This is a genomic window from Bacteroides sp. 1_1_14, from assembly GCF_000162515.1.
Lineage (GTDB): Bacteria > Bacteroidota > Bacteroidia > Bacteroidales > Bacteroidaceae > Bacteroides > Bacteroides thetaiotaomicron.
Genome location: NZ_GG774702.1, coordinates 902,231 through 924,431, shown reverse-complemented (window position 1 = coordinate 924,431; position 22,201 = coordinate 902,231). Strand labels below are relative to the sequence as shown.

General features: G+C 47.4%; 23 protein-coding genes and 1 pseudogene. 16 read left to right on the top strand and 8 right to left on the bottom strand.

Going from position 1 to position 22,201, the window contains the following annotated elements; genetic code table 11:
- Nucleotide 1: 1 nt before the first annotated feature.
- The 10 genes and pseudogenes from HMPREF9007_RS20815 (at nucleotide 2) to HMPREF9007_RS20845 (ending at nucleotide 8,045) form a co-directional block, all read left to right on the top strand.
- On the top strand, nucleotides 2–814 hold the full coding sequence (locus tag HMPREF9007_RS20815; RefSeq protein WP_008760167.1) for a DUF6047 family protein: 813 nt from the start codon (nucleotides 2–4) through the stop codon (nucleotides 812–814).
- Between the two features lie 12 nt (nucleotides 815–826).
- Nucleotides 827–1,786, top strand: a complete 960-nt coding sequence (locus HMPREF9007_RS20820) for a DUF6047 family protein (RefSeq protein WP_008760166.1) — start codon at nucleotides 827–829, stop codon at nucleotides 1,784–1,786.
- Between the two features lie 17 nt (nucleotides 1,787–1,803).
- Nucleotides 1,804–2,904, top strand: a complete 1,101-nt coding sequence (locus HMPREF9007_RS20825) for a DUF6047 family protein (protein WP_008760165.1) — start codon at nucleotides 1,804–1,806, stop codon at nucleotides 2,902–2,904.
- Nucleotides 2,905–2,917: 13 nt separating this feature from the next.
- Nucleotides 2,918–4,117 carry a DUF6047 family protein gene (locus tag HMPREF9007_RS20830; protein ID WP_277754616.1) on the top strand — a complete coding sequence of 400 codons (1,200 nt, stop codon included), beginning with the start codon at nucleotides 2,918–2,920 and terminating at the stop codon, nucleotides 4,115–4,117.
- Between the two features lie 13 nt (nucleotides 4,118–4,130).
- A complete protein-coding gene (locus HMPREF9007_RS27460) occupies nucleotides 4,131–4,322 on the top strand; it encodes a hypothetical protein (RefSeq protein ID WP_224241243.1) in 192 nt (63 codons plus the stop codon).
- A 201-nt stretch (nucleotides 4,323–4,523) separates the two neighbouring features.
- On the top strand, nucleotides 4,524–5,015 hold the full coding sequence (locus HMPREF9007_RS27455; RefSeq protein WP_277754615.1) for a hypothetical protein: 492 nt from the start codon (nucleotides 4,524–4,526) through the stop codon (nucleotides 5,013–5,015).
- 30 nt (nucleotides 5,016–5,045) lie between these two features.
- The gene (locus HMPREF9007_RS25770) at nucleotides 5,046–5,159 is read left to right on the top strand and encodes a hypothetical protein (protein ID WP_005805286.1); all 114 of its coding nucleotides are present in this window, start codon (nucleotides 5,046–5,048) and stop codon (nucleotides 5,157–5,159) included.
- Between the two features lie 54 nt (nucleotides 5,160–5,213).
- A pseudogene (locus tag HMPREF9007_RS28025) lies at nucleotides 5,214–7,117 on the top strand (DNA topoisomerase).
- Nucleotides 7,118–7,442: 325 nt separating this feature from the next.
- The gene (locus HMPREF9007_RS0124585; RefSeq protein WP_032850079.1) at nucleotides 7,443–7,730 is read left to right on the top strand and encodes a helix-turn-helix domain-containing protein; all 288 of its coding nucleotides are present in this window, start codon (nucleotides 7,443–7,445) and stop codon (nucleotides 7,728–7,730) included.
- Nucleotides 7,731–7,733: 3 nt separating this feature from the next.
- The gene (locus HMPREF9007_RS20845; RefSeq protein ID WP_005805292.1) at nucleotides 7,734–8,045 is read left to right on the top strand and encodes a helix-turn-helix domain-containing protein; all 312 of its coding nucleotides are present in this window, start codon (nucleotides 7,734–7,736) and stop codon (nucleotides 8,043–8,045) included.
- A 76-nt stretch (nucleotides 8,046–8,121) separates the two neighbouring features.
- On the opposite strand, the gene HMPREF9007_RS20850 is transcribed toward HMPREF9007_RS20845, so the two are convergent.
- The 3 genes from HMPREF9007_RS20850 to HMPREF9007_RS20860 form a co-directional block, all read right to left on the bottom strand.
- Nucleotides 8,122–9,351, bottom strand: coding sequence for a site-specific integrase (locus HMPREF9007_RS20850; protein WP_008760162.1), 1,230 nt, complete (start codon nucleotides 9,349–9,351; stop codon nucleotides 8,122–8,124).
- 541 nt (nucleotides 9,352–9,892) lie between these two features.
- Nucleotides 9,893–10,786, bottom strand: coding sequence for a HEPN domain-containing protein (locus tag HMPREF9007_RS20855; protein ID WP_008760161.1), 894 nt, complete (start codon nucleotides 10,784–10,786; stop codon nucleotides 9,893–9,895).
- A gap of 174 nt (nucleotides 10,787–10,960) precedes the next feature.
- The gene (locus tag HMPREF9007_RS20860) at nucleotides 10,961–12,187 is read right to left on the bottom strand and encodes an SEC-C metal-binding domain-containing protein (RefSeq protein WP_008760160.1); all 1,227 of its coding nucleotides are present in this window, start codon (nucleotides 12,185–12,187) and stop codon (nucleotides 10,961–10,963) included.
- 150 nt (nucleotides 12,188–12,337) lie between these two features.
- Between HMPREF9007_RS20860 and bla the strand changes: the two genes are divergently transcribed.
- From bla to HMPREF9007_RS20875, 3 genes are read left to right on the top strand one after another with little or no spacing between them, the layout of a single operon-like run.
- On the top strand, nucleotides 12,338–13,219 hold the full coding sequence (gene bla, locus HMPREF9007_RS20865) for a class A beta-lactamase, subclass A2 (protein ID WP_008760159.1): 882 nt from the start codon (nucleotides 12,338–12,340) through the stop codon (nucleotides 13,217–13,219).
- 33 nt (nucleotides 13,220–13,252) lie between these two features.
- The gene (locus HMPREF9007_RS20870; protein WP_008760158.1) at nucleotides 13,253–14,629 is read left to right on the top strand and encodes a GNAT family N-acetyltransferase; all 1,377 of its coding nucleotides are present in this window, start codon (nucleotides 13,253–13,255) and stop codon (nucleotides 14,627–14,629) included.
- Nucleotides 14,630–14,650: 21 nt separating this feature from the next.
- Entirely contained in the window at nucleotides 14,651–15,193 is a 543-nt protein-coding gene (locus tag HMPREF9007_RS20875; protein ID WP_008760157.1) for a hypothetical protein, read from the top strand.
- Here the strand turns inward: HMPREF9007_RS20875 and HMPREF9007_RS20880 are convergent.
- The 3 genes from HMPREF9007_RS20880 to HMPREF9007_RS20890 all read right to left on the bottom strand — a co-directional run bounded on the left by HMPREF9007_RS20880 (nucleotide 15,188) and on the right by HMPREF9007_RS20890 (nucleotide 17,179).
- Nucleotides 15,188–15,862 carry a MarC family protein gene (locus tag HMPREF9007_RS20880; protein WP_008760156.1) on the bottom strand — a complete coding sequence of 225 codons (675 nt, stop codon included), beginning with the start codon at nucleotides 15,860–15,862 and terminating at the stop codon, nucleotides 15,188–15,190. The two genes, HMPREF9007_RS20875 and HMPREF9007_RS20880, sit on opposite strands and share 6 nt — an antisense overlap.
- Before the next feature lie 215 nt (nucleotides 15,863–16,077).
- Nucleotides 16,078–16,542 carry a MaoC family dehydratase gene (locus tag HMPREF9007_RS20885; protein ID WP_004308264.1) on the bottom strand — a complete coding sequence of 155 codons (465 nt, stop codon included), beginning with the start codon at nucleotides 16,540–16,542 and terminating at the stop codon, nucleotides 16,078–16,080.
- A gap of 106 nt (nucleotides 16,543–16,648) precedes the next feature.
- Entirely contained in the window at nucleotides 16,649–17,179 is a 531-nt protein-coding gene (locus HMPREF9007_RS20890; RefSeq protein WP_008760155.1) for a GDSL-type esterase/lipase family protein, read from the bottom strand.
- A 100-nt stretch (nucleotides 17,180–17,279) separates the two neighbouring features.
- Between HMPREF9007_RS20890 and HMPREF9007_RS20895 the strand changes: the two genes are divergently transcribed.
- On the top strand, nucleotides 17,280–18,929 hold the full coding sequence (locus tag HMPREF9007_RS20895) for an RluA family pseudouridine synthase (RefSeq protein WP_008760154.1): 1,650 nt from the start codon (nucleotides 17,280–17,282) through the stop codon (nucleotides 18,927–18,929).
- An 81-nt stretch (nucleotides 18,930–19,010) separates the two neighbouring features.
- Entirely contained in the window at nucleotides 19,011–19,988 is a 978-nt protein-coding gene (locus HMPREF9007_RS20900) for a fimbrillin family protein (RefSeq protein ID WP_008760153.1), read from the top strand.
- Nucleotides 19,989–20,060: 72 nt separating this feature from the next.
- On the opposite strand, the gene HMPREF9007_RS20905 is transcribed toward HMPREF9007_RS20900, so the two are convergent.
- Nucleotides 20,061–21,419, bottom strand: coding sequence for an MATE family efflux transporter (locus HMPREF9007_RS20905; protein WP_008760152.1), 1,359 nt, complete (start codon nucleotides 21,417–21,419; stop codon nucleotides 20,061–20,063).
- A 117-nt stretch (nucleotides 21,420–21,536) separates the two neighbouring features.
- The gene (locus HMPREF9007_RS20910; RefSeq protein ID WP_008760151.1) at nucleotides 21,537–21,782 is read right to left on the bottom strand and encodes a hypothetical protein; all 246 of its coding nucleotides are present in this window, start codon (nucleotides 21,780–21,782) and stop codon (nucleotides 21,537–21,539) included.
- Between the two features lie 85 nt (nucleotides 21,783–21,867).
- Between HMPREF9007_RS20910 and HMPREF9007_RS20915 the strand changes: the two genes are divergently transcribed.
- Entirely contained in the window at nucleotides 21,868–22,173 is a 306-nt protein-coding gene (locus tag HMPREF9007_RS20915) for a nitrous oxide-stimulated promoter family protein (protein WP_008760150.1), read from the top strand.
- Nucleotides 22,174–22,201: the final 28 nt, after the last annotated feature.

The window sequence follows — 22,201 nt, the reverse complement described above, 5'->3', positions numbered from 1 at the left end:
CATGGAGCAGACCTACACAGCAATAGAGACCTGGGGCGGCTTTCTCGCCTTTACCGACACGGCAGAAGGCAGGGGAAAGCTGCGGCAGTTCCTGCAACAGACGGCCGACGCCTATTTCAATCCGGCATTCAATTCCGGAGCGTTACATGTCTACAGGGCCGAAGGGAAACTTGGTAACCGACCCTGGGTCAACCCGGGGAGGATGCGGCCGGACGAGTACCCTTATGGTCCGAAGCCCCATGGCAGCCGGATGGAACTCCTCTACAGCAATCAGATGAGACCCACTGCGGAGGACTTCCGCAGTTTCTGCCATAACGCGGGCTGTGAGATAAGCGCCCGCAACGTTAATATCACGGACACCCTGGATGCCCTGGAGCGTTATGACCGCCAGGCGGAGGAGTTACAACGGATACCCGCAAAATCCGCCCGGGACAGGGAGGAATTACTGCAGACCCTCGAGACCAGGAGGCAGCTGCAGAAACTGATGGATTCCGCCTATGATGTCCGGGGATACCGGACGGCCGGGAGGATACTGGACGACCCGGCAGAGTGCGTTATCTTGGAAGGAGTCCCGCTCTACGGACCTCACAGGAGCGTACTGAAAGAGGGCCTTGGGCTGTACCTGCCGCACGAAAGCGGGAATAACCCCTCGCATGCCTACGCGTGGGTGGACCAAGCTACAGACCGGATCATCTTCGGCGGCAACCCGCCAGTGGACCGGAAAACCGTCAGGATCAGACCGGAGGTCGAGAAGAGGCTGTACAGCCCGCCAGGAAAAACACGTAAAAGGACCGAGATACGTCCCAAAATGTAAAATAAGAAACAGATGACAATGGAAAAAAGCAACAGGACCGCACCCTTAAAAGTGGTGCTTCGAAAACACGGTTACCTGCTGTTCTCCGGCAGCAGGGCCGGCGAGGAGGCCCTCAAGAGATATCTCCAGCGTGCCGCTGACAGGTACTTCGAACCGCATGCTCATGACGGGGCGTTGGAGCTCTATGAGTACTCCGGGCGGCGCAGGGAGCTGATGCCCCATATCAACGGTGGCGGACATGGCATGTCCTGCCGGGAAGGAACGGGAAAGGCGGAATACATTCCACGGGAGGCCCTTCCCGCCGGGTTTGCCGAGAGCCTCGAGCCAAGGCTCTACCACGCGATGAACCCGACAGCCGACGAATACCGGGGACTATTCTCTAAAGTGAGGGGATACACAGGCTTCGAACTCTCTTCCAGGGGAGAAAACGAGGATATATACCGCCTGCTATCGATCAGGGAACGCGGCTACATGAATATCCATGACCGGCCGTTCACCTATTACAGGGAGCTACTTCCCCTGGCCGAACGGTTCGAAGAGGTGACGCAGGTGAAAGCTGCGGAGCTGTTTGACCCCCAGGCTTTCAGGGAGCTTTCATCCCAGATAAGGAAAAAGGCGGACGATATCCTTCGCCGGGACTTTGACGTAAGGGGACACCGGTCGCTGGAGAAATACCTCGGCAATCCCGACACCGCCCTGCTTGTGGGAAACGTGAGGCTGGAGAACGAGCAGTTCAGGGTACTCTCCGAAGGCCACGCCCTGTACCTGCCGGAGAATGACCGCCCCGCCTCACGGCACCTGCTCTACTGCATGGCGGATTTTACACGGAACAAATTGCTGGTATCCGGTGAACCGTTCCCTATCAGGACCTACCGGGTAAAGGACGGTATCCGTCATCCGGCAGGGCAGCGTGAGGAGGCATCAGAGAAAAGGAAAAGGGCCGGACGGAAACCTTCCGGCAGAAAATTATAAATTAAAACAGTACCACCATGTATATTGGATTCATATTGAACGGCAGGAACGAGCTGGAATACTGCCGGATGCTGTCTTCTGACGTAAATGACCTGGACCGCCGGTTCGGGGAGTTCTGTTTCAGTCAGGTCAGAGGACAGCTGAAAGGGGCCTACCTGCCCGAGGAAAGGATCTACTGCATCGAGGCCGCCGGTGAAGATGGCAACCAGGTGGAATCCCTTGTGCGGAATATAATTGACAGAGGTGCATGGCCCTCCGACGACTACCAGAGGCTGCGGGATATCGGATTTGTCCATGAAACGGCCGACTCCTACAGGAGGACCGACAGCCGGGACTTTATTGTCGGCGAGCTTGAACGGACACTCCACAACGGGAGGGCGGGCAGGCTGCTGGAAGCCTACCACGACTTCCACCGGATCCGCGAGAAGGATACCGGCAACCGTGTGCTCACGGCTATACAGACCGGACAAGGCGTGCTGCTCTTCGATGACACAGGCCGGGGACTGGAGCGGGCAGAGAGCTATCTCCAGTATAATGCGGACAACTTCTTCAGTCCGATACACCGGAATACCGACAAACTGGGCGTCTATTATTTCAGTACGGACAACGCAAGGCTGGTGGAAAAGGCGCGGGAGTGCGGCAGGATGTTCACCTCTGATGACCGGTGCCGTTTCATCCCTGCCAAGGCGGAATTCCTCCGGTCGGACATCCTGCGGGGATGCAAGCCCGCCGTGGAGTGCGACATGTTCCCCGACCTCGCCCGATACCGGGAGATGCTGAAGACATTCAAGCTTAGGGAAAGTGAGCCCGCCTTCAACATCGGCATACTGGACAGGCTGTGCAGGACGGGAAATCTTGACGAGATGCCGGAAAACAGAAACTTCAGGCATTTCTGCAGCTTTTCCTCCCTGCACTTGCAGATGAACCATTCCTTCCTCTCCTCACAGGCGGACACGCTGCTCGGGAGCTCCATGAGACAAGCCGTCAGCGATACGGCACGGCGCATCCTGCAGAACGAATACGACGTGCGGGGATATGAATTGCCCACCCCGGATACGAGGCGCAGACGGGAAAAGAAACCGGAAAAGACAGGTAAAAAAACTAAAATAGGAAGATAATATGGCCTCGTGGTTGGAAAAGCTGGGACTGCAAAGAACGCGTCCCCCAAAAGAAGAGCTGAAGGACTTCTGTCTGGAACTGTGTCCGGACAACCGGATAGCCTCCTTCATGATAACGGACCATACGCCCCGAAGCGGGAACCCCTTCATCCAGTTCGTCAAAGAAGCGGCCCGTAAAGCCGTAATTGAGGAAGCCCGGGGTGTCCCTGACAACCTGCTGCTCTTCTATGCCGGCATCCGGAAAGAGGAGCTGCCTCCTTCCAACGGACTGCTGGAGAAGGAACCCAGGCAGGCATGGCGTTTTATCATCGAAAACGGCGGGATCACGGACGGCAACTCCGTCCCGCTGAGACGAGCCGCCTATCTGGAGGCACACGGTGTGGAAACGGACCGCAGGAATCTGGAGGGGCTGGAACACTCGCCAGGCTACAAAGACTTCGTGGCACACGAGACCGCACGGGAGCGCATCCTTCAAGGAAAGAACGCCCGGTTCCTCGTGACCGCCGTAAAGACAGACCAGGGTGTCAGGGTGTTCAACAGGGGGCTGCACGGCCCGCGCCACCTACGCGAATACCTGCAGGAAATTGCCGACAATTTCTACTCACCCTGTGGAAAGAGACCGGGGACATTGTCCATATTCCGCATCGAGACCTCGTCAAAACGGCTGATGGAGATGTCCCGGCAACCCGGAAGATGTTTCCCCGCCTCCCAGCCCGGACTGGAAGTGTTCGGGAATTACCGTCCGGTAGCCTCCTTCGACCTGTCACCCACGGCAGCCAACCTCGACAGGTTCATTACGGCCGGCTCCCTGGAACTTTCCAGACGCAATCTGGATATCATGACCCTGCAGGACATCGCAGAAAAAGGATACGCCCACCTGACGCTGGAGGAACCGTTCCGCTACAGGAGGGAGTTCGCCCCCGTGGAAAAAGAACTCGGAAGGCTATCCAGGGAAAAGAAGCTCCATCCGGACTTTCCTCTCGGGGAGAGGATGGCGGAACTCCGGGAGACTTCCAGGAAGATCGCCGCCGACCTGTTAGTAAGGGAGGGAGTCCGAACAGGGATGCCACGGTCAGAAACGAGGTATGCCGACAGGATATCACGCATGCTGGGGAGTCCGGCGGATACCCTCGGGGGATCCGATACCGGCAAAAAGAGAAAACAACCTTCTTCCAAACGGAAACATGCCGCAGGAAGACAAGTAAAACTGTAAATTGTAAGCATATATGGCAACCAACAAACCACTCACCCCGGAAGAGGCCGTCGACATGAGCCGCCGCGCTGTCGGCCGGCGGGCATTGATGCGGACACTGAGGGACATTTTCTCGTACCGTAACCCGCTACGGCAGTTCATGGACGCCTACCGTTTCAACGTCATCCGCTGGAGCGCATCCAATCTCAGGGAACCGACACTCTGAAAACGTGTCAGGCTGTTCCTCGGCACCAGAAACCCGCTACGGATTCTTCGCGACAACTTCCGGCAGAACCGCGCGGACCTGACAGCGGACTGGGAAAGGGCGGTCATCGGCCGTATCAACCTCTCGCTGGAAGAGCTGGGGAGCATCCCACTGCATTCCAGACCGCGTGACCTTGCCAAAAGGCTGGATCGTGTCGGAAGGATGATAAACCGGATGACCGGCTATGAGCATTGTCCCAGCCTGCTCACAGAGAGGGTGCTGCTCTCCACCTACAGGTATATATTCATGGCTCCCCATGACAGGCGGTTCAGTGCCCTCTGTCCGGACGGAATCTGCGGGATGCTGCGGCAGAACGGTGTGCCGCCGGAGAGCCTGTATTACCAGAATTACGAAAGCCTGCTGCAAGGAAGGGAGACGGTCATCTACGAGTTCGCCTCTGGCGGGAAAGGGCAACAATATCTGCGTCCTCTGGAACACGTGAGGCTGGATGCCGGCCCGGGAGGGTATGACATGCTTCCCGCCCGTCGGCCCGACGGCCCAAAGGACCCTTCCGTTTCCCAAGGGGCGGAAGAGGCCGTACCGCTCTCCGAAAAGATGGAAAAAAACGGGAGGAATATCGCAAGGGAGAAGAGAACGGTCCAGAACACAAAAGTCAAAAATACAAAAGCCAAAAACAAAGGCATAAGAATGTAATTAATTATTTACCTGATAAAAACAAAAATTATGAGAATCGTACTTACAGACAAGCCAGCCATGGCAAGGAGCATCGCCTCCGTACTGGGCGCCAACGAAAAGGCGGAAGGATATCTTTACGGTAACGGGTATGCCGTCACATGAACTTACGGCCACCTGCTGGCACAGGCACCGCCGTCCGCTTACGGGCCCGCCCGTGTGGAACGGCAGGCGCTTCCCCTTATTCCGGTCCCGTTCCGCCTCGTTGTCAGACAAGTCAGGACGGAGGAAGGGTATGTCACCGACCCGCTAGCCACCCAGCAGCTGGGAGTGCTCCGCGGGTTGCTCGAAAACGCCGAGGGGGTGGTCATAGCCACGGACGCGGGACGCGAAGGAGAATTGGTCAGCCGGTATCTCCTGGACTACCTCGGTTACCGCAAACCGGCCCTGCGCCTGTGGATATCCTCCTTAACGGAAAAGGCCATCCTGAATGGATTCAAAAATCTGAGAGAGGACGGTGACTTCGACAACCTCGCCCTGGCGGCGAGGGCACGCAGGGAAGCGGACTGGATACTGGGCGTGAACGCGAGCATCGCCCTGGGGATAGTCGCCGGCATGAGCAACCACTCGCTCGGACGGGTGCAGACACCCACGCTGGCACTGGTCTGCCGCCGTTATCTTGAGAACAGGGATTTTGTGCCCGTGAACTGTTACCATCTGCAGACCGGAGTCTGCAAGGACGGGCAGAAAGTTCTTTTCACATGTCCTCTTCAGTATGAAAGAAAAGAGGATGCGGAAAAAGCCCGGTCCAGACTGGAGGGCGAAAGCCGCTGTACGGTCCTTGCCGTGAAAAAGAAAGAGAATATGGAGGATCCGCCTCTGCCGCATGATCTGACCGGCCTGCAACAGGAGGCTAATACACGTCTGGGCATGGCAGCCGGACAGACCCTCGCCGTCGTCCAAAGGCTATACGAAAGAGGATACGTCTCATATCCGAGAACCGGATGCTGCCACATTCCGGAAGATATCTTCGAACAGGCGCCCACGCTCGTCGCCTCCCTTAAAGGACATCCCCGGTTCGGAAGGCACGCAGAAAGGCTGCTCGAGAAAGGACTGAACCCTCATGCGGTGGACGGGAACAGCGTAACGGAACACCATGCCCTTCTCATCACGGGAGAGGTGCCCGAAGGACTCTCCCCGGACGAGCAGAACATCTACTCCTTGATCGCCGGGAGGATGCTGGAAGCATTTTCCGAAGGATGTGTCAGGGAGATCGTACGTGTCAGGGTCGATTACGGCGGAATGGAATTCGAGGCCGAAACCTCATGTGTGAAGTATCCGGGATGGCGGGACATTTATAACGGACCGGACATGGCAGAAGAAGGCAAATCCCTGCCGCAGTTCCATCAGGGAGAGATACTGGCGGTATTGGAAACAGAAATACTGGAAGACTGTACAAAGCCGCAGCCTCCATTCACGGAAGCCGAACTACTGGCCGCCATGGAAAACGCCGGCAGCACGGCGGACAGTGAAAACAAAAGAAAAGAATGGAGAAGTGTGGACTCGGGACGCCGGGCACCCGTGCAGGAATCATCGACCTGCTGGTGGCCCGCCGATACGTAGAGCGTATCGGAAACCGTCTCATCCCGACGGAGAAGGGGCTTGAGATATACGGCATCGTAGGAGACAAACTGATCGCCGATGCGGCTATGACGGCCGCCTGGGAAGAAGCGCTACGTGAAATCGAGGAAGGAAGACTTAGTGCCGGGAAGTTCATGAAAGGGATACATGAGTATGCACGGAAGATCGTATCCGAACTGCTCGCCCTGCAAGTCAGGAACCCGAGTGTGACAAAGTGTACCTGCCCGAAATGTGGAACAGGAACAGTGACATTCTACGACAGGGTGGCCAAATGCGGAGATCCCGACTGCGCGTTCCATCTTCCGCGCATGTTCAACGGACGGACGATGACAGACGAAGATATGACACGGCTGATGGCAGGGGAAGCTACCCCCTTCCTGAAATTCACCACCAAGGCGGGAAAACCCTATGAGGCATCGCTCAGAATGGATGAGAATTACAAGGTGGAGCTTACATTCAAGGACAGAAGACCTGAAGGATAGCGGACTGACAGCATCCCGCATAGCTGTAACTTAGGCGGTAAACGTCGTTTTGGCAGGATTCGTTTCCGGTCAGTTTCCAGAAGAAAGGGCCGGGGTTTCCCTTGAAGATCCTAGGTCCGGCCTATATGATAGGAAATAAATAAGGGACAAGCCCGTCCATCATACCGAAGCGGAACAGGCTGCCAACAAAGGGTATAGCGGTTTACGGCAGCCTTTTTGGAAAAACGACCGGCCATTGGTGACAATACATGACTATGCATGACACAAAAAAGAAATGATTTCATCTTCAGTATCTTGCATCTGAATTTATTAAAAACATTAAATTATGGAAATAACGATTATGGAAACAAGTGCTTATCTGGAATTAAAACGACAGCTTAGCACACTGTCTGTACAAATGGAAGAATTCAACCGGAAAACTGCCCCGCCGTCTCCGGATAAATGGATTGACGCGCAAGAGGTGTGTCAGGCTCTGGGTATCTCAAAGAGATGCCTTCAGGCACATCGGAACAGGGGATTGATTCCCTGCTCCCATATCGGTGGAAAATATTTCTACCATGAAGCGGACATACAGAAAATACTGGAAGAAGGTTTAATAAGAAACAGAAAATAACAGATGGCAGAAATCATTACCAAAGATTCGGAAGAGTTTAAGGAAATCACCGGATGGATTAAGAGAACCGGAAGAGCACTGGAAAAAGCAACGGCACGAATACGCCCGGGCATAGCCGATGAACATTATCTCTCAGGGGAGGAAGTCTGTGAGAAACTGCATATCTCCAAAAGGACACTGCAGGCCCTCAGAGACGAGAAAGCAATTCCTTATACCTCCGTCACCGCGGCGGGAGGTAAATTGCTCTATCCGGAAAGCGGATTGTACGAGGTTCTAAAAAAGAATTACAAGGACTTCAGAAAGTATATAAGATAAATGACGTATACTTTACATGAAAAAACTCCTTCGGTCCAAAGTCGCTGAAGGAGTTTTTTCATACCTGGTGGTTTCTTTAGTTGGTAAGCCGGTATACGTCACCGATCTTCATACACAGCTTGTCCGTGTCTTCACCGACTTTCGGATTGATCAGCTCGGCATAAATCTGGGTAGAAAGGATGGATTTGTGTCCCAATACTTTCTGCAGGGTTTCCAGCGGCATCCCTTTTAAAATGGCCAGAACGGCAAAGGTGTGACGCCCGATGTGCGGGGTTATCTCGGTCGAGCAGCCGCACTTTTGAGTCAGAACCCTCAGACTGGATACCATAGTCTGGTATTCGCCTACGGGAAACACCTTGTCAGGCGAACTTTTCTTTTTATTCTCACCCTTATACCTCTCGACCAGTTCGATGGCGATAGGCAGCAGCTTCACCACATAGGACACACCGGTTTTTATACGGTTGCCCATCAGCCATGTACCACCCTCGGAATCCGTATGGATATTCTTATACGTGATCTCTTTCAGATCCGCATACGCCAGACCAGTGAAACACATGAACAGGAACATGTCACGGATGGCACGCTGGCGCTTGTAATTCAACTTGACATGGATGACTCTTTGTAAGTCCTCCTCGGTGAGGAAGGAACGCCGCTTGTATTCGGGCAGGCAGTCGAAACCGATGAACGGATGAAGCTTTATCCAGCCTCTTTCTTGGGCGGTATACATCAGCCATTTTAGGGTGTTGACCCGGCAGAAAGCCGTCGAGCTAGCCAAAGCGCATGTCCCCAGCATCCAGTTGTAATAGTCCTCGATGAACTTCTTGTCAAGGTCAGCGATGGCTATATCCTCGATACGCCTCTTCTCTTTGAGGAAAAGCAGTAGATTGTTGTAGTCTGCCACCAGCCCGCGATAGGTACTTGCCGCCTTTTCCTTGCCCACCTTTTCCTTGTAAGAGGCAAGCTCCTCCCTAAACAGCCCCATAAGGGTGTGATAACTATCTCCAAAACCAAGATAGCGATTATAGACACTTTTGGCAGTCACCGGACTGTCATGGTCACAGATATACTGGTAATGTCTTGTTATCTGGGCCTTGATATGGTCAAGCTTCTGGTTCAACCGTCTGGCCTCGTCGGATTTCCCCTTCGCTCTATTGGCTTTAGCATCCCATAATGCCAGTGAAACCTCTAGCTTACAACTGAAGCAGGCGGTAGTCCTATTGATGGTTATACGTCCCATGATGGGAACCCTACCATCTTTCAACGATTGGTTCTTGGTGTAAAACAACACGGAAAATGTACTTCTCATAAACTCGCTTCTTTTAGTTACAAAATTAATAAATATCGAGCTTTTTGAAGTTATGAAAAGCAACGCAATATATTGAAAAATAACCGTTTAAAATCCATGAAATACCTGTATTTGCAAGGTAACGGATAAGTAACGGAAGTCGCAGCAAAACATCTCCCATAATGCTCGCTTTCTCTACCATCAACCAACAATAAAAAATGATAACTATTTGATTGTTAATTGGTTTTCGCTACCTTTGTAAATTGTAGAAAAATACTTAGTTTCATTACTTAAAACAAACTGTTTCTTACAGTAGAAAAGATAGTTACATACCGTGATGAAATCAACGACTTCAAAACATATCCCGAATCACAAATACAAGGGTGACAGCATAATTGCCATCACAGTGCTGTCACCTACTGCTGTCACATCATTAACTATTTATAATCTGATAGTTAGAATGAAATCGGTGACAGATGACAGATATATTCTTCTTTTTAATTTATAGGGAGTGACAGCCAGACGGATGCAAAGTTATAAGACTTTAAAATATTTCGTGTGTTCAACCATTTTCCGCCATCGCATTATATTCTGCAATTTTCTCTTTGCAAAGACGTTCAGTCATTTCCTTTAGAATCTCTAAACGTGAAATTAAGTATTCCAGCTGTTCGCGTGTAATTTTGTAATCTTTGTTATAGCGGGCCTCGATATAGGCCCGGCATAACAGATCGAAACACTCTTTTTCATCATCCGTATTTTGAGGAAAAACCGTTACCAGTTCCATCGAAAAGCGCTTTACCATTCCACCAAGGTCTTGAAGTCTGTGACTTTTCGGACGGTAATTCGTAAAAACCATCAATATAGTATTATAAAGTTTCTCACAGGATTGATGAAGCATAAAGGCAGAAAGGTTGTATTTTTCTTTAAGTATAAAATAATCCTTTACACCAGTTAGGAAGTCACAAGCATAAGGGAAAAGTTTATCAAATTCATTTTGTGCAATATCCCGAATCTCCCTAAAACTCAACTTCCGTGGTTTAGCCAATTGATATTTGCCACTATCGTAAAGCAAAATTCCTTCTTTTACAATATCTGTAAAGAAATACTGGCTAACCTCCAGATTATTGTTAACCGTATTTATATGTTCGACAATGAATTGCGGAAAAGCGTGACGACGGTATTCAAACAAATCATGATATTTGTTAGTGATACGCTCCAGTTTTCTTTCTGCCCGCTTGACTGCTCCGTTGGTGATGACAAGAATATCATAATCACTCTGATACGAGGTACGAACACCGAACTCTATTTTAGTATCCCATAAAACATAATTACCCCTGGCATAACTCCCGAACAGGATAATCATCTGACAGTTATCGACGCTTTTGCAGACTAAGTCCAGCAGAACTGTCAGTTCTTCCTGCGTTCGCTTGGGCAAATGTTTTATAGACTTCTTCATGAACACTTATTTTGATGACCTTACAAAGGTAAGAACTTTACCATACCAAGCCAACAAGGATACCAAAAATCTTATATGAATGATCCATTTCAGACTGTTCATTTATTCGATGGCGGGAAGTATCAAAGAACAGTCCGCCTATACCGACATAGCATCTCTACGAACAGTCCCTTTTCAGTTATCCCTGCCGCAACATTTCTTATATTTCTTTCCGCTCCCACAAGGGCAAGGATCATTCCGTCCGATTTTCGTTCCGGAGAATGTATCATAAAACATACCATCAACCATTGTTTGCATTTTAGGAGTGATATCCATGCCTGCTGCTTTCATCGTTGGTCCGGCAACGATACGAGGAGGAGTTTTCACCGATTCACCCCTACCAAGTAAAGCAGATGCTTCGGTGGATGAGTGACCTTTCAAGAACCAACGGGGACAATCATTACAATAGTTTACAGCTATTCCAACCACTTCCTGAAGTTCTTGCATAGAAAGAACCTTCGTGTCTATTGCCGAAACAATAGCAGACATCGGATTTTCGTCCATCTGTATTGCATACCACAGCCACTGTATCTTGGCCTCAGCCAGTTCTTCATTATAACCTAATTTCCTCATCATAAATCCTTTCAGTTGATCCGAATGCGGATTGGAAATATAGAACACAGGCATCGTTCCAGCCGACAAAACCTCTTCGACGGTAAACTTCTTCAAACTTTTTATAGCACGATGTGCATATAATCTTTCCTCCAAGTCCTCAACTTCCAATAATAAGGGAGATCGAACATACATAACAGAATTATATATATCTTCTATATCAAACGTCAGTTGTCTCATCAACATTGAATTTGATAAACCTTTAGCAATTTCGTCCTTTGTCATTGAGCCCTTCAAGTATCCGGTCAGTTGCTTCAAGAATTCTGTATAAGGTAAGAGACCATAAAGATTTAAAATTCCTAAAGCATACTGCTCCAGCACAAAACGGCTGTTCTCTTCCGTTGATGTCAAAAACTTATCAATATGGGGAGCAACCGCTTCACGCAACTCATCACAAATCATATAACGAATCTTGTCTCCGTTCAAACCACGGTCGGTCGCAACAAAAGAAAGTAATTCTAATGTACTCGTCATTATCATATTAGGTTCTTCCACATAGGTATTGGCTCCTGCTTTCACCAATTTTTGAAGGAGCAACCATTCATAATGTGTCAACTGCGGAATCCATATATCCGGACAAGTCAGAACAGCTTCTGCAAGACAGGATACATACTCTTCTTTTCGCAATTTTGAAGGAATGGGAAGAAGAAGCAACTGTGCTACATCTTTCAATTCTTCTTTTGTACTCAATCTTAAACCATCCGCCAACTTCACCGACGATTTAAACAACTCTGAATGACATTTTAACATATAGAAGGCTTATTATTTTGTTTACCGACAAAAATAGATAATTCTTATGTAGGATTACTATTTCCAAGTAAATATTTGCTGATAAAATTAGTATTTATATCTTTGTGACTCTTAAGACCCAAATACAAACCAATTAATGAAAAAATTAGTATGCGCTCATTCATCCTGCTTCTCTGTCTGATCCCCACTATTATCTGTGCACAGAATCTTTCTCTGGAGGACCAACTCAAACAGGCTATCAAAGGCAAGAAAGCTGAAATAGGTATTGCCGTCATTATCGACGGAAAAGATACGGTAACTGTCAACAATGACATTCATTATCCATTGATGAGTGTATTCAAATTTCATCAGGCGTTGGCATTGGCTGATTATATGGGAAAGCAGCAACAGTCATTGAACTTTGAACTGACCATAAAGAAAGAGGATTTAAAACCCGATACTTATAGTCCGCTGCGGGATAGTTTTCCACAGGGAGGATTCAATATAGACATTGCGGATTTATTAAAATACACCCTGCAACAAAGTGACAACAATGCTTGTGATATTCTGTTTCAATATCAGGGAGGGGTAGATACGGTGAACCAGTACATCCATTCCCTGGGCGTTACGGATTGTGCCATTGTCTGTACGGAAAACGATATGCACCAAGACGAAAGTCTGTGTTATCAAAACTGGACTACTCCGCTGGCCGCCGCGAGACTCTTGGAGATATTCCGTAAAGAAGCACTGTTCCCACAGGAATACAAAGACTTCATCTATCAGACCATGACAGAATGCCAGACCGGCCAAGATCGACTGGTTGCTCCATTGCTCGGCAAAGAAGTTACAATCGGCCACAAGACGGGGACGGGTGACCGCAATGCCAAAGGACAACAGGTAGCCTGCAATGATATCGGCTTCGTCCTCCTGCCCGACGGACACGCTTACAGTATAGCTGTCTTCGTCAAAGATTCCGAAGAGAATAATCAGGAGAACAGTAAAATCATTGCGGACATCTCACGTATCGTTTACGAATATGTGACGCATCAATAAAATAGAAGTATAACAACATTAACTACGATTCTTATGAAGCTACATCATATCGCCATCTGGACTTTCCGTCTGGAAGAATTAAAAGATTTCTATGTCCGCTTTCTGGGCGGGACAAGTAATGAGAAATATATCAATCCCAAGAAGGGATTCGAATCATACTTTATCTCTTTTGATGAAGGTCCCACTCTGGAGTTGATGAGTCGGGTAGATGTGCAGAATACCCCGATAGAGGAAAACAGGCGGGGACTGACACATCTTGCGTTCACATTTCCCAGCAAGGAGGAGATTCTTCGCTTTACGGAAGAAATGCGCTCCGAGGGGTATACCATAGCAGGTGAACCACGCACTTCGGGCGACGGATACTTTGAGAGCGTTGTACTCGACCCCGACGGAAATCGTTTGGAATGTGTATACAAGAAAGAACCGGAAGCAGAAAGAACCGAAGCGGCTCTATGCCCGAATATCGAAACGAAACGTCTGCTACTGCGCCCTTTTCAGGAGAATGACGCAGAAGCATTCTTTGCCTGTTGCCAGAACCCCAATTTGGGAAATAATGCCGGATGGGCTCCCCACAAGACGTTGAATGAATCCCGTGAAATCCTTCACGGCGCATTTATAGGACAGGAAGGTATATGGGCTGTTACATTAAAAGATACACAGCAATTGATAGCTTCCATCGGCATCGTACCCGATCCGAAACGGGAAAATCCTCAGGTACGTATGCTGGGATATTGGCTGGACGAACCGTATTGGGGAAAAGGATACATGTCGGAAGCAGTGCAAGCCGTGCTCAACTATGGCTTCAACGAACTACAGCTCAGCCTCATCACTGCCAACTGTTATCCGCACAACAAACGTTCGCAACAAGTGCTGAAGCGAAACGGATTTATCTACGAAGGTACACTTCATCAGGCAGAACTTACCTATAACGGGAATATATATGATCATGAATGTTACTACATTCCCAATATAGCACGCCCCACCGAACAGGATTACGATGAACTGATACAGCTGTGGGAGAAGTCTGTACGTACCACGCACCACTTTCTGACAGAAGAGAGTATCCAGTTCTATAAGCCACTGATACGCAACCACTATTTGCCGGCAGTAGAGCTCTTTATCATCCGCAACTCTCACGGAAAGATTGCCGCATTCATGGGATTGAGTGATGAACTGATCGAGATGCTGTTTGTACACCCCGACGAACAGGGAAAGGGGTACGGAAAGCGATTGATAGAGTATGCCATCCGCCAGAAACAGATCGACAAGGTGGATGTAAACGAAGACAACGACCAGGCTCTCCGGTTCTATCAGCATCTGGGATTCGAGATCATCGGACGGGATGAAACAGACAGCATGGGCAAGCCGTATCCAATCCTGCACTTACAACTGGCCGACGATAAAAAATAAGATACTGAACCCAAAATAAAAATGGATTTACGCACACAACTGGCCACACGCTTCCATATAGAGAATATACGGGAACTACTTCATTATATAAAAGAAGACGAACGGCTCAGAGAGGAAATTTACCGGCTGATCTTTGATGAGGATGACGTTGTCTCTTATCAGGCATTGTGGGTTTGTACGCACTTCTCAAAGCCTGAAGTAGAATGGCTGACTCTGAAACAAGACGAACTGATAGACGCAGCACTTACCTGCCCGCATTCGGGAAAACGAAGGATGTTACTGAACCTGCTATGCCAACAACAGCTAGCCGACCCTCCACGAGTAGACTTACTGGATTTCTGTATGGAACGAATGGTATCGAGAAATGAGCCGGCAGGAGTGCAGTCTCTTTGCATCAAACTTGCCTATCAGCTGACCTGTTCCATCCCCGAGCTACAGCAAGAATTGCGCACTATGCTGGAGATAATGGAACCGGAATTGTTGGTTCCTGCCATACGTTCAGTAAGAAAAAATACATTGAAAGCTATCCAAGCAAAGAAAAAGAAAGAACATCCGAACTCATAATATATTCAGATGGAATATCTGGGAAATACCTGTGACGGAAATCTGTATACCGATGCAAAAGGTAAAAAAGGCTACGAGTTTATTAATAATCTGATTTCCTACAGGTCCCAGTTTCTGAATGATCCTCTGTCCCTGTGAAAGAAACACATAGAGTATCCCAGCCATACAAATAATGACCAGCGCAATGACCAGATAATTGATTCCGGTATGCAACAGTTTGCCTTTCACACTGGCAGATGCCATCAAAGTAAAGATCACGGATATACTGCCCGGACCGATACTGATAGGAAACGTGATGGGATAAAATATCTTCTGCTCGATGCTCTTCCACTTGAAGCTGTCCACATTCTGGCTGGTCCCTTCTTTATCGGAAGAATTGGAATCACCCAACAGCTCAATCGCTGTCTTACAAATAAGTATTCCACCACCCAGTTGAATCACAGGAATCGCCAGACCGAAAATCAATAAGAATAAATGACCTATCAGTAAAGTGCCTACACCGATCATTATAAAGTTAATGGTTAGTTTCTGAATAGCAGTTTTTCGTTGTGAAGGATCAAGGTTTGCAAAGAATCCATTGACGACAAAACCGTTTCCTAAAGGATTGATCACCGGAAACAATGCCATAAAAGAAGATGAAAATATGATTAAAAGACTACTTAAAGACATAACGCTCACTTTTTAATTGCTTCATGATTATTTGAATACATATATGATATGTAAAACACTCAGCAGCGCTTATGGATGCCACAATCATGACAAACCTCTTATTATTTTGATATTTTAACCGATTTCCGTGTATTTACATATTTTACATCCAATAAATAAAACAAAAGGCCGCTTCCTTTGCAGGAAACAGCCTTATCTTATCTTTTCGTCGTTACTCAATTAAAATAATACAGGAACACAGCAATCCCTTCAAGGGCTTTCTTCGGTTGATCCTTAATCTCAATTGCAAACTTGATTTCAGCTTTTGCCACACCGCGCAGATTGGTCAGTGAGTGTAGAGTAGTTACCAGACGAATGCTCTGTCCGGACAAAACAGCCTGACCGAATTTCATCTTATCCATCCCGTAGTTGATCATCATTTTCAGATTGTTCACCTGAATAATCTGATTCCACAGGTAAGGAAGCATGGAAAGCGTCAGATAACCGTGAGCAATCGTACTGTGATACGGACTGTCTACTTTTGCACGTTCTGTGTCTACGTGAATCCACTGATGATCCAGTGTTGCGTCTGCAAAAAGGTTGATACGTTCCTGAGAGAGTTCCACATAATCGGAAACACCTATTTGTTGCCCTACCAGCTTTTCAAATTCTTCGTACGAGTTGATAATAACTTTTTCCATCGTCTCATCGTTTTATGGGGGTTATACATATTGATTAATGGGGCAAAAATAGGAAAAATAAATGATATGCCACCTATTTACATGACAAAAGCGTTAACATAAAATTTCATAGATGCTCCTGTCCGTTGAATGCCTGCTTCAGCGCCGTACTTAATATCCGATACCCTTTTCCATTCAAATGCAGATCGTCAATAGTCAGCTCCGGATTTAATCTGCCGTTCATCAGTAATTGATCAAAAACATCCAGATAAATGACGCCTGTCCCTGTCAGTTTTGCAACTATCTTCTCATTCAGTATGCGGATGAACTTGTTCACAGCCGTACTGTAATCATCATAATCATTACGGGGAAAAATACAAAAGAGATACGTTTTTCGGGAAGGAACCGCAAGAACAGCTTTCACATACCGTTCTACATAATCATCTGTATTTTCTTCATTCAGCTGATAAATGTCATTGCTCCCGAACTGAATCACTACCTGACAGTCGGATGTATCTTCATGAAATGACTCGACATACGCCAGCCCTTCTCCGGGAGCGCCGTAGTTCAGACATTCCCATTGAGGGAAATATACATTCAGTGCCCAGAATGCCATGTGGCTGTTACCTACAAAAGCGAATTTTGGTTTGTCTTCCATTTTATTCCTCTATTTTATTCCAACTACAAAACAAATATAGAATAAAATTCGCGGATTTGCCTTACTTTTGCAATCAATAACGATATTCAGATAAGAATCAATGATACATTTTTTCGACCAACCGGTTTCCCATATTGCACTACCGGAAAGGTTTACATACCCTTTCAACTATACTCCTCATCCGCTATGTGTATTAGCGGCCGAAGAAGTCAAAGCCTATATTTCGACAAAGAAGGAGTGGCTAGAGGAACTGACTCTCGGAAAAATGTTCGGAGTACTGATCGTACAAACCCAGGAAGAAGGATCTTCCTCTATCGGTTATCTTGCTGCTTTTTCCGGCAATCTGGCAGGAAAGAATCTGCATCCGTATTTCGTCCCACCTGTTTACGATTTGCTGCAACCACAGGGATTCTTTAAAATAGAAGAAGAACAAATTTCAGCTATCAATGTCCGTATCAGTGCATTGGAAGTTAATCCTCATTATCTGCACTTAAAAGAAAAACTGGACAGGGAAACGGAACAAACAAGGCTGGCTCTTATTCAAGCCAAAGAGGAACTAAAGACAGCAAAGAAAGAAAGGGAACTTCGCCGCAAGTCATCCCCTGCCCTGTCTAAAGAAGAACAGGACGCACTTGTTCGTGAAAGCCAATATCAGAAAGCGGAATTCAAGCGATTGGAACGGGGATGGAAAGAACGAATCAAAACGCTGGAAGAAGAGGTTATCACCTTTGAGACGGAAATAGAAAAACTAAAAAACGAACGAAAGCAACGTTCGGCAGCCTTACAGCAAAAGTTATTCGAACAGTTCCGTATGCTGAATGCGAAAGGAGAAATAAAAGACTTATGTACTATCTTTGAGCAAACCGTACACAAAATCCCCCCTGCCGGAGCAGGCGAATGTGCCTTGCCCAAATTGCTGCAATATGCCTACCTTCACCAACTGAAGCCATTGGCTATGGCCGAGTTCTGGTGGGGAAACTCTCCGAAAACAGAGGTACGGCATCACGGTTATTATTACCCTTCGTGTAAAGGAAAATGCGAACCGATTCTGCAACACATGCTGCAAGGACTGGAAGTAGACGGGAATCCACTTTCGCCCCAAGCACACAGGAAGAAAGAATTAGAAATCGTTTTTGAGGACGAATGGCTGGTGGTAGTCAATAAGCCATCCGGTATGTTGTCCGTCCCCGGAAAGGAAGAGGAGACAGATTCCGTTTACCATCGTGTAAAAGCTAAATATCCGGAAGCTACCGGTCCCATGATTGTACACCGGCTGGATATGGCTACTTCGGGGTTGTTACTTGTCGCCAAAACTAAGGAGGTTCATCAACACTTGCAGGAACAGTTCATCAATCGCAGTATTAAGAAGCGTTATGTAGCCTTGCTGGATAGAAATGGATTGAACCAGCAACTCGAAGAAACAGGAACCATCAATCTTCCTCTTTGCCTCAATCCGCTCGACCGCCCCCGGCAAATGGTCAGTGAAGAATACGGCAAGCCGGCAGTTACCGAATACCGGGTTCTGAACTATTCCGATAAGTACATACGCATCGCTTTTTATCCATTGACAGGGCGTACCCACCAACTACGGGTACATGCCGCCCATCATCAAGGATTAAACTGCCCCATTCTGGGCGATGAACTCTATGGAAAAAAGGCGGACAGGCTCTATCTCCATGCTGAATATATTGAGTTCCGCCATCCCGTTTACGGCGATATCATCTGCATACAGAAGGAAGCGGAGTTCTAAAAATAGTTTCTTCCGATATGAACTAAATTCTTTTTGAAATGTATATAGGGGTAATTACTAACTTTCAAAAAGAACCTGACTATGAATTTTAAGTTTCGAATTACAAAGTATCTGGCAGTATCCGCACTGGCGGTGCTGCTGTTAGGAGCCTGCTCCAAAAACAACATTTATATGGATGTTGCCTATCCGAACGGAGAAGAAAATAGTGGCGGAGAAGAGGGAAACAATGACAATCCTGACAAAAAAGATGCACTCATTACTTTCAGTGCTTCCGTAGAAGGAAGAAATATAACGCGTGCCATGTCTCCGATGGGAAAAGGATTGCAGAGTTGGTTATGTGCCTACCCTTCCAATACCACCAATACGATAGAGGGAGAGCCTGTCGGTGAAGGCAACTATATCACTTCTTCTCCCGGAGTGTTGACGGGAATACAAAGTTATAAAATGTATCTCAGTAATGATATCTATAGTTTTTATGCGGTTTCCTGTAATTCCAGCAACCCCGCTCCTACCTTTACCAACGGCAAGTCCGAAGCATTATCCAATGGGGTGGATTATCTGTGGTGGCATGCCCTGCATCAGGATGTGACCAGTTCACAAGTCAACATTCCCATCACTTACCAGCACGTAGCCACTCAGGTCGTGATAACCATAACGGGAGGTGAGAATATTACACTCAACAAAGTACTCTCCGCCACTATTACTCCCACGAAACCGGGAGCTTTCATGGATCTGTCAACAGGGATCATTTCTTCAGAAGTCAGTTACGATAAGCCTGCCGACATGGGAATCAATGATTTCACGGTTCAATATATCATGCTTCCGCTGAAAAGTTCCGACCCGATGGCTTTAACGATGGAACTGATGGTCAACGGAGAAAGTTTCTCACGTACTTACAATACGACCATTACCCCGCCAGACAATATTCTGGCTGCCGGAAATTCATATCTTTTCCGTGCAGTAATCAACGAAAACTCCGTATCATTCGGTAACGTGAGCGTAAAAGACTGGACGGATGTAGATGAAAGCGGTAACCCGCTGTATCCGATACAAGACTAAAATATGATAAAGTATGTGTCAAAAGTAACTAAACTCCCCTACGGGTATATTGACTTTTGACACACACTTCAATTATACAACGACACTTGTCAGCACCTGACGTTTCAACCTGCGATAAACATAAATAAATGCAGGAATCAAAAACAAATCAGCCGCTATCCATGCCATCGGATCACCGTAACAAACAGCGATAAAGCCGAAAGCCGGCACGGCATAAATACTGACGAGAATGCGTGCAATCATCTCCGACACTCCCGAAAACATGGCGAGATTAGTATATCCCACCCCTTGAATGGTATAGCGCAGGATACAAAGTAACCCAAGCATCGGGAAGAAAGAGACTGATATATGCAGGAAAAGTTCTGTTTTCTCCAAAATCTCAATTTCCGACGGATCAACAAAAATCAAGGCAAAAGATTTGGCTCCCAGCATCAGAATCAAGAAAGTGACGGCTGTATAGATAACCATCATCAGCGTGCTGGCTTTAATCCCCGACCAAATACGTTCAGGCTTTCCGGCACCGTAATTCTGACCGCTAAAGGTAGCCATAGCCATACCCAGACTCTCCAACGGACAAAGAAAAAACATTTTGATACGCATCGCAGAAGTAAAAGCTGCCACACACGCCGTACCCAACGCATTATTCGCACTCTGAAGCATGATACTGCCAATGGCCGTAATGGAGAACTGCAATCCCATAGGAACACCAATGGAAAGCAACGTCTTCGCCAGCTTCGACTGATACTTCCGTTCTTTCGGCGTGCCCCGCAGAATGTCAAACTTCCGATACATATAAACGTAACAAAGAAAAGCGGAAACTCCCTGCGAAAAGACAGTAGCAATGGCAGCTCCCATCACTCCCCAGCCCAGTACCAGAATACAGAATAAATCGAGAATAATATTGAGCACCGTAGCCAGTACCAAGAAATAGAAAGGTGTCTTACTATCTCCCAAAGCACGGATAATGCTCGACAACAGATTATAAAAGAAAGTACAAGGTATCCCGATGAAAGTAACAAGCAGATAAGCATACGCTCCTTCAAAGATATTCTCCGGTGTACGCATCATCTTTAGGATATCCGCACAATAAATACTGGTAAAGATGGCTATGACCACAGACATCACAACAGCAAGTTGCAGACTGACGGAAACGTAACTGCGCATCGTACTATAATCCCTCGCCCCAAACTTCTGTGCCACGGGGATACCGAATCCTCCACAACATCCGTTGCAGAAACCCAGAATAAGAAACACAACGGATGTACTAGCCCCGACAGAGGCTAACGCATTAATACCCAAAAACTTTCCTACAATTGCAGCATCAACAAGCGAATACGTTTGCTGCAACAGATTGCCGAACAAAAGCGGCAGAGTGAAATTAAAAATCAGAGGTAATGCCGGCCCTGCCGTCATCTCTTTAGAAGTTGCCATACGTCTATGTCCTAAAAATTGGCTGCAAAGATACAGAAAAATCCGGTTGAAAGATTCTAATCCCGCACCCTCTTTTTATTGACATAAATCAAAAAAAGACGAAGTGCCGGAAACTGTCTATCTCTTCACCAGCCTTTTCGGCGAACCATGCCAGGAACAACCCAGACAATAAACTTCCGTCAAATCAAATCCATCGGTGGAAGCTGCCGGATCTTTAGGCACAACTTCTCCATTTTCGAGTACATAGACCAAAAGACGCTCTTTACGGTCATTCACCACATATAGGGCAGCAATCTTGCATTGCGGACATAATAACTTTCTCATGCCGCAAAGATACGCATAGTTTCCAGCAACGGCAATCATTCCAGCGGAAGTTCTTTGCAGAATATACGATCAGTTTATTATCTTTGCCGAAGTGAAGCCAGCCTCCAAAGCGAAAAGAAAACAAATGGAAACAGATAAAAAACCGCGTATCACTCAGGAAAAGAGAACAGTAGAGATCATGATCCGTCTCTATTGCCGGAAAAAAGAGAAGAATGCAACCCTTTGTCCGAAGTGCGAAGAGTTGCTCCGCTACGCACATGCCCGTCTTGACCATTGTCCGTTCGGAGAGAAAAAAAGCTCGTGCAAGAAGTGTCCCGTACATTGTTATAAGCCTGCCATGCGCAAACGGATGCGAGAGGTTATGCGGTTCTCCGGTCCCAGAATGTTATTCTATGCCCCTTTAGAGGCGATACGCCATTTATTCTCCTGAGCGGCAAAGCTATACCGGCAAAATAGTC

Bases quoted from the DNA above. Each gene is read 5' to 3' on its own strand.
- HMPREF9007_RS20815 (WP_008760167.1), top strand. From the start codon at position 2: ATGGAGCAGACCTACACAGCAATAGAGACCTGGGGCGGCTTTCTCGCC.
- HMPREF9007_RS20820 (WP_008760166.1), top strand. From the start codon at position 827: ATGACAATGGAAAAAAGCAACAGGACCGCACCCTTAAAAGTGGTGCTT.
- HMPREF9007_RS20825 (WP_008760165.1), top strand. From the start codon at position 1,804: ATGTATATTGGATTCATATTGAACGGCAGGAACGAGCTGGAATACTGC.
- HMPREF9007_RS27460 (WP_224241243.1), top strand. From the start codon at position 4,131: ATGGCAACCAACAAACCACTCACCCCGGAAGAGGCCGTCGACATGAGC.
- HMPREF9007_RS27455 (WP_277754615.1), top strand. From the start codon at position 4,524: ATGATAAACCGGATGACCGGCTATGAGCATTGTCCCAGCCTGCTCACA.
- HMPREF9007_RS25770 (WP_005805286.1), top strand. From the start codon at position 5,046: ATGAGAATCGTACTTACAGACAAGCCAGCCATGGCAAGGAGCATCGCC.
- HMPREF9007_RS0124585 (WP_032850079.1), top strand. From the start codon at position 7,443: ATGGAAATAACGATTATGGAAACAAGTGCTTATCTGGAATTAAAACGA.
- HMPREF9007_RS20845 (WP_005805292.1), top strand. From the start codon at position 7,734: ATGGCAGAAATCATTACCAAAGATTCGGAAGAGTTTAAGGAAATCACC.
- HMPREF9007_RS20850 (WP_008760162.1), bottom strand. From the start codon at position 9,351: ATGAGAAGTACATTTTCCGTGTTGTTTTACACCAAGAACCAATCGTTG.
- HMPREF9007_RS20855 (WP_008760161.1), bottom strand. From the start codon at position 10,786: ATGAAGAAGTCTATAAAACATTTGCCCAAGCGAACGCAGGAAGAACTG.
- HMPREF9007_RS20860 (WP_008760160.1), bottom strand. From the start codon at position 12,187: ATGTTAAAATGTCATTCAGAGTTGTTTAAATCGTCGGTGAAGTTGGCG.
- bla (WP_008760159.1), top strand. From the start codon at position 12,338: ATGCGCTCATTCATCCTGCTTCTCTGTCTGATCCCCACTATTATCTGT.
- HMPREF9007_RS20870 (WP_008760158.1), top strand. From the start codon at position 13,253: ATGAAGCTACATCATATCGCCATCTGGACTTTCCGTCTGGAAGAATTA.
- HMPREF9007_RS20875 (WP_008760157.1), top strand. From the start codon at position 14,651: ATGGATTTACGCACACAACTGGCCACACGCTTCCATATAGAGAATATA.
- HMPREF9007_RS20880 (WP_008760156.1), bottom strand. From the start codon at position 15,862: ATGTCTTTAAGTAGTCTTTTAATCATATTTTCATCTTCTTTTATGGCA.
- HMPREF9007_RS20885 (WP_004308264.1), bottom strand. From the start codon at position 16,542: ATGGAAAAAGTTATTATCAACTCGTACGAAGAATTTGAAAAGCTGGTA.
- HMPREF9007_RS20890 (WP_008760155.1), bottom strand. From the start codon at position 17,179: ATGGAAGACAAACCAAAATTCGCTTTTGTAGGTAACAGCCACATGGCA.
- HMPREF9007_RS20895 (WP_008760154.1), top strand. From the start codon at position 17,280: ATGATACATTTTTTCGACCAACCGGTTTCCCATATTGCACTACCGGAA.
- HMPREF9007_RS20900 (WP_008760153.1), top strand. From the start codon at position 19,011: ATGAATTTTAAGTTTCGAATTACAAAGTATCTGGCAGTATCCGCACTG.
- HMPREF9007_RS20905 (WP_008760152.1), bottom strand. From the start codon at position 21,419: ATGGCAACTTCTAAAGAGATGACGGCAGGGCCGGCATTACCTCTGATT.
- HMPREF9007_RS20910 (WP_008760151.1), bottom strand. From the start codon at position 21,782: ATGATTGCCGTTGCTGGAAACTATGCGTATCTTTGCGGCATGAGAAAG.
- HMPREF9007_RS20915 (WP_008760150.1), top strand. From the start codon at position 21,868: ATGGAAACAGATAAAAAACCGCGTATCACTCAGGAAAAGAGAACAGTA.